Source organism: Aneurinibacillus tyrosinisolvens (genome assembly GCF_001015055.1).
GTDB lineage: Bacteria > Bacillota > Bacilli > Aneurinibacillales > Aneurinibacillaceae > Aneurinibacillus_A > Aneurinibacillus_A tyrosinisolvens.
In genome coordinates this window covers 1-11,252 of record NZ_BBWZ01000078.1, presented here as the reverse complement: position 1 = coordinate 11,252, position 11,252 = coordinate 1, and the positions used below count along the sequence as shown (strand labels likewise).

Genomic DNA, 11,252 nt, shown 5'->3' with positions numbered 1-11,252 from the left:
GTATGTAGATAATCAACTTTTTTATTTACTGTATATTGACAAAAACACTTGTTAATTATTCAAAGTGCCCACTTTTTCAGTGGCCTCGATAAGCGGCTATCTCATTTTAATTACAGAAAAACCCCTACTGTTTTAGCAGAGGTTTTCTTTACTGATCTATTGTTAACCTGTCGCGCACAATCATAGATAATATATCAGCCGCATTTTCGTAATCAAACAAACGAAAACGTGGAGTTGGTGTTCGTGTATCATACTCAAATTGCAAGTGAAAAGGTGGATGCATTTCATCGCCTTTTTCTGAATCGTAGTGAAAAAGGTATTGTACAAAGTCACCTTTTACTTTTAAAAATCGTATCACTGATTTATTTATAAGGCACAAACGTCTTTTTTCATCATAGATAAAAGTCTGAGCAATTGAAAACAAGGATCCATCCGTAAAAACTAAAGGAAAGAGATTATTTTCTGGATCGACTTCAGAAATAGAGTCTCCAGGTTTTAAAAAGGCAGCCCCTATTCTAAAGACAAAGGTGTTTTTATTTAACTGCAAAAATTTACCCTTACCCCATCCAGAGTGAGGATTTTTGAAATATTTATCATATGAAAATATTGTAGTTCTCAAGGAAGCGATATATTCTTTAGGCTTCCCGTCATATAGAACTCTTACCGCCTCTTCACTCAATCCTCTTCACTCAATCCTCTTCCATCTCCCTCTTCATTTCTTCATACATTTCCCACATATCCAAGTCGATTAAAGAGTAATTAACGATTTCTCCTTGATCGATAGCTTGTTTGAATTGCTTTAATGTTTTTCCAGTAATAACTTCATTTTCGGCGATTATATCTTTAATATCTTTCAACGTAATCTTTGGGGGAAGATCATCTTCAGATAGTGCGTTATCCTCTTTAGATTTAGATTCTTCAATAACCATTGAAGCTAGTTGATGTGCTTTGCCCAACCATTGAACAAGGTTTTTACCTTCTCCTATATCACCACGGACTACTGCTACCGCATCTTTTAGCCCACCTTCGAAAGCGTTAAAAGATAAAGTTATTCCTTTTTTAGGATCACTTTCATCAATCAAATAAGCTTGATCAGGTTTAATGAACAATATTCCGTCTTCCTTTTCCAGATCTATTTCCTTTGCATCACGTTGAGTAGTTTCTTTGTCCATAAAAACCACCACCTTTCTTAGTACTATAGCACATTTTAAGGCTCTTCTAAACACGCCCTATTACCAACTATAGTTCCTATTTTTTCCTCTGATAATCCGTGTGTTATGTTTTGCAAAATAAAAATGCAGAAAAATGCCATTGCAAATACATAGAATATAATCGCAACTTTACATGGAGAGGGCAGTATGATAACCTGTTTTGGCAACGCCAAAGCCTTGATATGCTTGGGTTCTTGGCGACAAATGTCATACTGCTAGAGGCTCCATGTCAAGTTGCAAACCGCTGCACTTAGCTCAGCATTATTCTGTAAATTTTTTTTGCAAAATACAGTGTGTAATAGTTCACCTAAAAAAGCGGCCATTAGTGAAAGTAAAATAGACAGCCATAAAACCACACCTCTAATAGCTCTCAGCCGCTTCTATGCGTGTCAAACCATCATGCTTGACGATACACTGTTTTTTATCTACCTCAATTTCAAACGTTTTTTGCATCATAATCCTCCTTTATGTCCGATAATCTCAGTTATGTAAAAAGCAGCTCTCTTGCATGGATCAGGGAGCTGCTTTGTTTTTAAAATCGATAACTAGATTCATGAAAATGGTTCTTAACAACAGAAGAGTAGAAAATCTCTGAAAATAACTAAGAAATTTTATTTAATTTTGTTTATTAATTGCTAACAATTCTTTCTCGAATTGACTATAAAAAGTTAAAGTAGAAGCGATAAATTTAGTATTATATTTTTCAGACTTATGGTTAGTTGGATTACTTGTGTCAATGAAATTAATTAGAACTAAGTATCCATTTAATGAAAGTAAATACTCATCAAGCAAAGGTCTAACTATTTTTTGCTGCTTCTCTACAATATTAGTATTTCTAGTTGGTGAGATCGAATTAATTGTAGTAAATTGGTTTTCTTTACTACTTGGGAAATAAATGAAATTTACTTTTACTAACAAACCAGGCTCATTTGATTTGTAGAATAGCTCATACCTTGCTGGTGATTCCATACTATTATTTATAATATCTGTTTGTCTATTATCTAAATTAGTTTTTGGAAATGAAGTGGTTAAAATAGAAAGAACCTCTGGTGAAATATTGGAGAATTTTTCAGGTTTAAATTGAATTTTAAATTTGAGAAATTGACTTTTAAAATCTTCATATGAAAGTGATTTACTCTCCGTTGGAAGGCTAGACTTTCCTGTAGCAACAGTTTTACTCTCCGTTGAAAGGCTAGACTTTCCCGAAGAAATAGAATCTTTTTCTGAACTACATCCAACTAATAAGGCTACAGCCGATATACATAAGAAAATTATTTTTGTTTTCATATTTCCTTCCCACCCTACTAATTAAATTATGAGAATGGTCAAAGTGACCATCCTCATAAGCAGCTTTTTCTTACTTTATGATTTTTAAGCTTATGACTGCCACGATTCGCCCCATACATCTAAGTAATCTGCACTGTAGAATGTAGCGTTAATTGGTGTATCTAGATAATATCTCACACTAGGATTGGCAGTGTTATAAGTATAAGTTCTAAGGCTTCCACCGGTGGTTCGACCCTTGTACCAAAATTTAATATGTCCTATTTTTCCTGGAGAAACTGTCATGCTTGCTGATGCACCAACCGCTTCATTTGTTGAGCGTGTTTGCTTGTATGATCCACCTATTTTTGTACTTACCGCCCCTAGAATGCCAGCCTTAATTTCTCCTGTAAACTCGACATTTCCGCCCCATTCGGAGCCTTGTGTAGTAGATTTTTGTACACTCACCGACATAGTAACAGAACCACTGTTACGGGAATTGTCCTGGTCATATTGGACAATTGGCTTAAACTTATTGTTTATCGAATTAGTATTTGGATTATAACTGTAAAAATAAGGACCTGCCATAACATCCATAGGTCGAATGATTTGTGATTCTGGCACATCGTTTACCGTTGATTCTGTAGCTGGAAAGACTGTTACTGATGTTTTTGACGGTGCGGCAGCGTTCACGCTAAGAGGTACTACTAAAGAAATAGCAACAATAAGAGTTCCGATTTTTTTCATAAAATCCTCCAAATTTATAATTTTTTTCTTAGAAAACAATTGCTGGATAAATATAGCATTATATATGCGATTTGTAAATATATTTCATTCAATTCCGATTTATCAGAATAATAGTATTGTCTTTTTTGTTACAGAAATTTTCTTATCGTATATTTTAGTTTTGTTGGTGGACCACTAATAAAGGAAATTAACACTTCTTACTTTTTGTAAGGTCTTCCGATAATGCTCATTATGGTAAACAGTTATCCACCAAAAACACGGAAAACAGCCATATTTAGACGTTTACCGGTTTTTCCCTTTATAAATAGTAATGTAAGTACCAATTTTATGTAAATTCGACGTTTTCCTCCTAATTACTTCATTTTCCTATCTTTCATGGTTCTCTTCACTCGTTTCCTTCCGTTTCTTTAGCTCGCAATATAAGGTTGCTTTGCTTACACCCGTTAAATGTAAGCGACAAATAATCCCCACCTATCTATAAGGCGGGGATTCGGTTATTCTTTATTTAACTTAACGGGAACCCGGCATTCCTCCGGAATATCCGGTGACCAGGGAAGTAGCTGATCCAACAAGCTCTCATTTTTCGTATCCAGGTTGGGAAGCCTTTCAAAAAGATACATAAGGTAGTGAAATGGACGCAGTCCATTTTCTTTTGCCGTCTCCACAATGCTGTAAATAATGGCGCTTGACTGCGCCCCTCGTACAAAATTGGCGAATAGCCAGTTTTTCCGCCCGATCACGAACGGTTTTATCGATCGCTCACTTCGGTTGTTGTCTATTTCTAACCGTCCGTCCTCTAAAAATGCCGCTAATCGATCCCACTGGTTACGACAATAGGTGAGTGCTTGCCCAAGTGCGCTTTTTGGCAGTACTTTGGGGGTTTGTTCACGAATCCATACTGAAAAAGCTTCCAGTAGTGGCTGGCTGCGCTCTAACCGAACCTTATATCGTTCTTCAGGACTCATGTCCTTCGTTTCGCGTTCAATCATGAAGAGTTCATTACAAAAATGAAGGCCTTCTTTTGCAGTAACTGAAGCAGCCTTTGCCGTTGACGGCAGTGACTTTAAGGCTTCGTCAAACTTCCTGCGTGCGTGGGCCCAGCACCCGACTAGTGTTACATTCGGCAATCCGTTGTATCCAGCGTAGCCGTCCACATGCAGATATCCCTTAAACCCGGATAAAAATTTTCGGGGGTGCTTGCTGGCGCGGGTTTGCTGATAGTCGTAAAGGATGATGGACGGCCCTTCTCTGCCCGTTCGATACAACCAGATATAGGAAGAAGAGGTCGCGGAGCGACCCGGTTCACAAAGAACTTGTAAGGTTGTTTCATCCGCATGAAGAATGTCCTGCTTCAATAGGTGATCGTAGAGCCGGTTATACAGGAAGCTCAGCCATGTGTTGGCACCATATATCATCCAATTGGCCAGTGTCTGGCGGGACAAGGGAAGCCCAAGGCGTGAAAGTTGTTGTTCCTGACGATATAGTGGCATGCCTTCTACATATTTTTGATTCATGATATACGCCATTGCGGAGGCAGAAGCCAAACTTCCTGGATACACAGGAGAAGGCATGGCTGCCGTTACAATGGGTGTTTTCGTCTCATGTCGTTCACAATGACGGCATGCATACACATGGCGCACATGCTGGACGACTTTCACCTGGGCCGGAATCACTTTTAGTTCCTGGCGGACCTCGGTACTCATTTCATGTAGAGATCCACCGCAGCACAAACAAACCTGTTCCTCATCGGATAAACAGTATTTAATCGTTTCCACAGGCAGGTTTTCAAGCATCACCTCACGGTGACCGCGTGTTTTTTTGCGATGGTAGGTAATCGTTTCGACCGTAGGTTCTTCAACGGAAGGATTGGCTAGGCATTCTACCTCATTAAAAAGAGAGAACTCTAGCTGATCCGGATTTGTTTTCTCGCTCGACGCGCCGAATTGGCGCTGTTTATGTAGACGGAACTGCTCTTCAAACCATTGTAGTTTCGCTGTCAGTTCCTGGTTCTGCTTTTTGAGTGATTCGCATCGCTTTTCTAATTCTTCTATTGTATGGGATGAGGGATTCGCTGTTTTCTTCATGATAAAAAAGGGATTCGACAAAAACAGACGAATTCCTTTTTTATCGTTCCATAGTTTATAGGATGGTGCGAGCAGTTACTTCAGCATGAGCGCTCTGTTGTTCCAATGGAAGTCCATCAAGCAGCCACCGGAGTTGCCGATAGTTCACCTTCATCGGACTACCATCCTCTTTGGAAGGTCATTGAAATGTTCCTCGCTCCAACCTCCGGTAGTGAAGCCAAAAACCATTATGGTCCCATTGTAGAATTTTGAGCTTATCCCGATTCCGATTACAAAATACGAACAGGCAGGGCGAGAAAGGATCCAAATCGAACCCCTCTTTCACCAGTACAGCGAGCCCATCAATGGACTTACGCATATCCGTACTGCCGCGCGCCAGGTAGACTCGTTCCACATGAGTTTCGTTTAGCACGTTGCGTTCAGCACCTTGATGACATCAGCCAGGTGGGAAGGATCGAACCGTGGATAGACTTCAACACTCACTTTCCCTGCTTTGATGACAATTGATTGAGACCGGTCGATGCTGTCGACCTCAACGGCCATCCACTTCGAAGAAGGGGAATTCAGTGTTGGTTTCTTTTTGAATTTTTTGAGCCAGTAGCGCAGTTGATGTACGTTAAAATCATGCGTTTTACAAAACGTTGGCACACTTACACCATTTTCATTGAAAGCAGCCACTCGATGCTCCCATTCGATTCGATTTTGAATACGTTCTGCTTTTGTCATCGCAAAACCTCCTCCATATATCTCTAGAGAAAATTATTACATAGACAGCGAGTTGCAAAAAGGTGTGCAGAGTTTGTCGCTTACGTATATACATTTTATAACATTCTCTCTTCCAGTTCATGTCAATAAAAAATATGCAACAGTATGTTAGTGGCGGTGCTTAAGCACTCTCTGTACTATCTGTTCCCAACTTAAACTCTTGTAGCCTTTCTTTCCTTAATCCCTATCTTTCTTGTTAGTTCCTATTGTTGTTTCATCATACGCTTCATCTTCAAGCTCTTTTATCACCCGTTTTATTCTTTAAATTAAAGTCCTGTTAAACAACAATGTTGATAATCCATCAAAAAGAAAAGGAGCCGTTTTGAGTTGCTTCTTTTGGTTTCTTACTTAACTAACGATTCTCGTTAGTGAAATAATTAAGATTTTATATATAGGGCATTTTTTGTTTATATCTTTACTTTTTGTACTTGAATATTTGAAGCCGTACCCCCAACTTCTACTTTAGTAATGTCTTTTTTTTCGTTCACAGACAGCCTCGCTAATATTTCTGAAGGAGATTTCATGATATAGCCCTGTTCAAAAATTAGCTGGTCGGCTTGATTGGATGCAATTTTTCCATGCTTATATAAATAACAGCTTAATGCACCATTTGCTGTCCCTGTGGCACTTTCTTCAGGAATACTGAATAAAGGAGCAAAGTTTCTGCATCGAGCAATGGCGTTAGTTTGTGTATCTAAGGTGAATAGATGGTATCCGATGACATCATATTTTTTACTGATTTCTATTATTTGATTAAAATCAGGATTAATTTTATCCAAAACATCTATATTCCTAATTGGAACCAAAATATCCCTCAATCCCGTAGAAACAATTCGGATGGGTAAATCATAAACCAATTCATCTGAACTAATAAGTAAAGAGTCGGCAATAATTTGTTTATTAATTTCTTCATAAAATTGTGGGAGAGCCTGTGTAAGAAAGACGTTACCATCTTCTTTTACGTTCACTTCTAATACTCCAGCTTTAGTTTCCAAAGTATACGTTCCATAGCGAATCAATTTTTGAGATACCATAAGATAAAAGGTTGCAATCGTAGCATGTCCACACAAATCAACTTCATGGTTAGGAGTAAAAAATCGAACTTTAAAATCAGCATGACTTGATTTTTCAACAAAAGCAGTTTCTGAAAAGCCAATTTTTTGTGCTACCTTTTGCATTTCTTCTTCAAGCATAGAATCAGCATCTAAGACAACCCCAGCAGGATTTCCTCCATGTTTTTCCTTCGCAAAAGCATTTAATGTATAGACTTGAACATCCACTTTAATACCCCATCTCTTTGCAAAGCTATAACCAATATTATCATGAATGATTTCAGCTTCCATGTTGAATATAAGGAATAAACACCTACTTACTAAACTATTGACTCCTGTTAGTGAAATAAAGCTTACCTTTAACTCTTGTTGATAATGGAAAAAATATCATTCAATGAGAAAAACTTCATCATCCACATGAATTTCACCTGTTTTTACAACGGAAGCATAAACACCAAAATAGTTGTTTCTTTCTTTTACAATGGTTTTCAATAATGTAGAATCTTTTTCTGCATTATCAGGGTTAACCGTAATAATCATACACCTTTCACAATGTCTTTTTAATTCAATTTCTACTTCCTGTCCTATTTTAATTCGTTTACCAAACCATGTTTCCTCAATAAATGGGGTCTTCTGATTTAATGATATCAATAAGTTAGGGCGGAAACGTCTATAATTAACTTCTTGTCCCCATATTTCTTTTAATTTATGTACGGAAGCATCCGTTACCAATTGGATGTGTTCTTCTTCAATTGCCCCTAAAGGTACATGAGAGGGAGAATATTTCTTAAAGGAAACCTTCCGTTTTGATTTATTCTCTATTTCGTGAAGTAGGTCTTCGTTCTCCCAGCCAACAATCCTTCCTTCAGGTGTGGTTATTTCAACTTTAGGATATTCACCCGCTAACTCTTTCCCTACAAATCTTGCCTTATATCGAACCATTTCTGGGAACTGGGTTATCGTTAAAAATTTGCCTGGTCTTGTTTCATCTAAAAAAACATGGCTACGGTCTCCATACAAACCATATTCCATTATTTCGGTTCTTTGTACACTCTCTCCATCAAACGATTTTACAGGGTGACGAATGATTTCTTTAATATAACCAATTAGCATTTCATTCCTCCCAAAAATTAATCATCTTCTATTAGAAGTATACCAAATGAACCAATTATCTTTGGTATATTGCCCATTAGTTGAGCAAATAAAAAACGACTGCCGTAACAGCCGTCTTCACTAATGATTTCCATTTGTGGATTAATTACATTATCATGCTAAATGTATGTCCTGCATTTTCTAATACCAATTTTGCTTTTTCCAACGAGTGGCTTTTGATTAATAAGTAATCTGTGTTAAAAGTAGAAATAGCAAAAATGTTTATGTTATTTTCTGCCAATGGATTCGCTAAAGAAGATAATATACCAGTCAGTCCAATTTCCAACACACCATCGACTTTTATACAATTCCAATCATGTTCAACATCTATAAGTTTCCCACTTGGAAGGCTTGAAGAAGGACATACAATAGAAAGTTCCTCATTTGTACGAGTGATAGAAAATACATCCCCATTAAGCACCCAAAATGGAATTGTTTCTGTTGATGGTAATTTGACAATGGAAAAAATAGTATCAAGAATCATTAAATTCATTTTAATCCCCCCTTTATAGGTGATTTATATGTCTGAATGGAATTATACAGAAATCCCGCACAATTAATCTATTTTTCACTATTACCACACAATCCTGCCCGTTAGTTAAGTAAAATCCAATGATCCATGCCATTTATATAATCAAACTTGTCAGAGGTTAATAAATGAGATGAAAGAGACCCCCATTCAATGAAAAAGAGCCATAACGTCACCCCTTGCGTTACGGCTCTTTCCTAATTCTATACACTCAATTTCTACAACGGTAACGACCAAGGATGATTAATCCTTAATGGTTGACTAAAGGATTCGATGGACTTTGCTGTTTTATGTCCTGCGTTCAAGAAAACCTATAATATTTAATGGGAAGATAAAAAAATGATCACATTTTTAAAGTAAACTCATTCAAAGAGATATCGGTGATACCCACACTGATACTTACCATAGATACTTACCTTGATAACTCCTCTTAATGCAAAAAAGTCATCTATAAATTTACGGATGGCTTTTTTACATAATCAACCTCATGGGACGTAGGGACGTAGGTAGTTAAAATCTGCGTTTTATTTAACCAACGATTCCCGTTAGCTTAGAACGGAATCTTTTGAGCAATAATTTTTGTCATAGCATGTTTGTGAGGAATGCCTGATGAATTGCAGTCAAACACAACCTCTGAACTGTCTCTAATAAGCCAATCATGATAATGTGAAAGTAATTCGCCTGAATGCCACTTATACGAATTAGATTCCTTCTCAGGAGGTGGGGCTATAAAGGGCTTTGTTACAAACACATTAAAAATATGTAAACCGTTTGGGTTTGTAAACTGCTTATAATTACTGAATATCTCGTCACGATAGTCAGGATTTATATAATTTAGAACTCCGCTTGAAAACAAAATATCAAAGTGAGAATCTAAGCGAAAATCCAAAATGTCAGCTTTAAAAACATTAACATGGACACCTACTTTATCAGCAAGTTTCTTAGTTTTTTCTATACCTGCATCTGCAATATCAAATGCAGTTACATCATACCCGTTTCTTGCAAAGAAAACAGAATCTTTTCCCTCACCGCAACCAATATCTAATAGCTTCAGATGTTTAGTTGGAGGCATCAGTTGTAGAACTTGATAACATGCTCTATTTGGCTCAACACCCCAATAATATTTTGGAACCTTATATTCTTCCTCGTAAATGGAAATTGGGTTATCCTGCGATACATAGCCGAGTAGCTTATCGACACTAACATTCAATGATTTTGACAATTCTGGCAACAATGATAGTTCAGGCATTGTTTGAGCATTTTCCCATTTTGAAATTGCTTGAAAAGAAAGTCCAAGTGTCCGAGCAAGTTCCTCTTGGGTTAGTCCTCTTTCCTTTCGATATCTGCTTATGTTTCTTGCCAATTGCTCCTTCAAGATTAATCACGCTCCTTGTTAACCAATTTTATTGATGTTTCCCTAAAGGAACAATAACCTCTTAATTGATTTTTAATAATTTTCAACTAACAGTTGAATTTAGGTGTATTAAATTTGAGCCTGTTCAACTCTTCTGCCCGTTAGTTGAGCAAATAAAAAACGACTGCCGAAACAGCCGTATTTCGCTAATGATTCCCGTTAGTCAACCATGCCTCTATTTGAAGCACCACAGATAATGTAAGAAAATTTCTTTCTTACGTGAGAGTTGGATAAAAAATCAACAACATGCTTTTAGAGAACTTGGATTTAAAATTTTTTTATCCTTTCCCCTATTCCCTAATTCAGATTCATCTTAGATTCTATCTTCAAAAATGTCCTGCTTCTATGTAGTTGAAAAATTAAGTTCTTCCCTCCCCCATTCTCCCAAACCCTTGTCATTCCTGCCTTTCTCCCATTTTCCAATTTCTGTAGGAAAACAAAAACGGTAACTATTCCTCCTGCTTTTTCTCCTATTTTTTGTCAGAAATCAGGATTTTTAGGAAAACATAGTTGGTAAATGGATTGGAAAAAATCAGTGGGTAGAGAAGAGGTTTTTCCCTGTTTTTTCTCCTGCCTTTTTCTCCTTCTTTTTTTTCGCTCTATTCTTCTTGCCTTCTTTCTCCTTTTCCGCTCCTAAATCCTGTTTTATTGGGCTTTTTCAGGCTTTTTATCAATCGTTTGATTAACTCTGGCTTACGTACCAACGGTACGTTTTTCCTGCTTATTAGAAACAAAAAACACGAGGAAAACTGGATGGAGAGTCCAATTTTCGCTCGTGCTATTTACCGATTATGTTTGACCATTTTACATTTAGTTTTGCTATTTACCGTTTGTTTTTAACGGGAACAAGAGGTTCTCTCCCAGAAAAATCGCCTTGAGGAACTTGGTTGGTTAACAAAGGAGGAAATGGACGTTACTTGCTGCTATGCACGCCAGGATAAGTTTTGGGTTCAAGATCCAGACGGAAACGGATGGGAGTTCTTTTATACAAAGGAAGATGCGGAAGTTTACACTAAGGTCAGCGATAGCGCCTGC

11 protein-coding genes and 1 pseudogene are annotated in these 11,252 nt (G+C 37.3%); 1 reads left to right on the top strand and 11 read right to left on the bottom strand.

The annotated features are described in order from the left end of the window. Window positions 1-148 precede the first annotated feature (148 nt). From MBEAL2_RS27610 to MBEAL2_RS27560, 11 genes are all read right to left on the bottom strand, one after another. Window positions 149-679 carry a hypothetical protein gene (locus MBEAL2_RS27610; protein ID WP_047155415.1) on the bottom strand — a complete coding sequence of 177 codons (531 nt, stop codon included), beginning with the start codon at window positions 677-679 and terminating at the stop codon, window positions 149-151. A 10-nt stretch (window positions 680-689) separates the two neighbouring features. After that, window positions 690-1,172 carry a hypothetical protein gene (locus tag MBEAL2_RS27605; RefSeq protein WP_047155414.1) on the bottom strand — a complete coding sequence of 161 codons (483 nt, stop codon included), beginning with the start codon at window positions 1,170-1,172 and terminating at the stop codon, window positions 690-692. A 654-nt stretch (window positions 1,173-1,826) separates the two neighbouring features. Continuing rightward, complete coding sequence (locus MBEAL2_RS27600; RefSeq protein ID WP_047155413.1) at window positions 1,827-2,498, bottom strand: hypothetical protein; 672 nt, start codon at window positions 2,496-2,498, stop codon at window positions 1,827-1,829. 90 nt (window positions 2,499-2,588) lie between these two features. Further along, a complete protein-coding gene (locus MBEAL2_RS27595) occupies window positions 2,589-3,221 on the bottom strand; it encodes a hypothetical protein (RefSeq protein ID WP_047155412.1) in 633 nt (210 codons plus the stop codon). Between the two features lie 494 nt (window positions 3,222-3,715). Then, entirely contained in the window at window positions 3,716-5,305 is a 1,590-nt protein-coding gene (gene tnpC, locus MBEAL2_RS27590; RefSeq protein ID WP_047155418.1) for an IS66 family transposase, read from the bottom strand. Between the two features lie 178 nt (window positions 5,306-5,483). Continuing rightward, entirely contained in the window at window positions 5,484-5,717 is a 234-nt protein-coding gene (tnpB, locus tag MBEAL2_RS27585) for an IS66 family insertion sequence element accessory protein TnpB (RefSeq protein ID WP_047155411.1), read from the bottom strand. Beyond that, complete coding sequence (gene tnpA / locus MBEAL2_RS27580; protein WP_047155410.1) at window positions 5,711-6,031, bottom strand: IS66 family insertion sequence element accessory protein TnpA; 321 nt, start codon at window positions 6,029-6,031, stop codon at window positions 5,711-5,713. The genes tnpB and tnpA overlap by 7 nt, the downstream gene beginning before the upstream one ends. 446 nt (window positions 6,032-6,477) lie before the next feature. After that, the gene (locus MBEAL2_RS27575; RefSeq protein ID WP_047155417.1) at window positions 6,478-7,350 is read right to left on the bottom strand and encodes a PhzF family phenazine biosynthesis protein; all 873 of its coding nucleotides are present in this window, start codon (window positions 7,348-7,350) and stop codon (window positions 6,478-6,480) included. Window positions 7,351-7,509: 159 nt separating this feature from the next. Continuing rightward, window positions 7,510-8,235 carry an MOSC domain-containing protein gene (locus MBEAL2_RS27570; protein ID WP_047155409.1) on the bottom strand — a complete coding sequence of 242 codons (726 nt, stop codon included), beginning with the start codon at window positions 8,233-8,235 and terminating at the stop codon, window positions 7,510-7,512. A 145-nt stretch (window positions 8,236-8,380) separates the two neighbouring features. Continuing rightward, entirely contained in the window at window positions 8,381-8,767 is a 387-nt protein-coding gene (locus MBEAL2_RS27565; protein WP_047155408.1) for an ACT domain-containing protein, read from the bottom strand. A 586-nt stretch (window positions 8,768-9,353) separates the two neighbouring features. Then, complete coding sequence (locus MBEAL2_RS27560; protein WP_047155407.1) at window positions 9,354-10,178, bottom strand: class I SAM-dependent methyltransferase; 825 nt, start codon at window positions 10,176-10,178, stop codon at window positions 9,354-9,356. A gap of 885 nt (window positions 10,179-11,063) precedes the next feature. On the opposite strand from MBEAL2_RS27560, the pseudogene MBEAL2_RS33380 reads away from it, so the two are divergent. Beyond that, window positions 11,064-11,252, top strand: a pseudogene (locus MBEAL2_RS33380) (ArsI/CadI family heavy metal resistance metalloenzyme); the annotation flags it as partial.

What these genes read in the sequence shown, in the direction of transcription:
- tnpA (WP_047155410.1), bottom strand. Translation starts at nt 6,031, where the DNA reads ATGACAAAAGCAGAACGTATTCAAAATCGAATCGAATGGGAGCATCGA.
- MBEAL2_RS27565 (WP_047155408.1), bottom strand. Translation starts at nt 8,767, where the DNA reads ATGAATTTAATGATTCTTGATACTATTTTTTCCATTGTCAAATTACCA.
- MBEAL2_RS27570 (WP_047155409.1), bottom strand. Translation starts at nt 8,235, where the DNA reads ATGCTAATTGGTTATATTAAAGAAATCATTCGTCACCCTGTAAAATCG.
- MBEAL2_RS27605 (WP_047155414.1), bottom strand. Translation starts at nt 1,172, where the DNA reads ATGGACAAAGAAACTACTCAACGTGATGCAAAGGAAATAGATCTGGAA.
- tnpC (WP_047155418.1), bottom strand. Translation starts at nt 5,305, where the DNA reads ATGAAGAAAACAGCGAATCCCTCATCCCATACAATAGAAGAATTAGAA.
- MBEAL2_RS27600 (WP_047155413.1), bottom strand. Translation starts at nt 2,498, where the DNA reads ATGAAAACAAAAATAATTTTCTTATGTATATCGGCTGTAGCCTTATTA.
- MBEAL2_RS27595 (WP_047155412.1), bottom strand. Translation starts at nt 3,221, where the DNA reads ATGAAAAAAATCGGAACTCTTATTGTTGCTATTTCTTTAGTAGTACCT.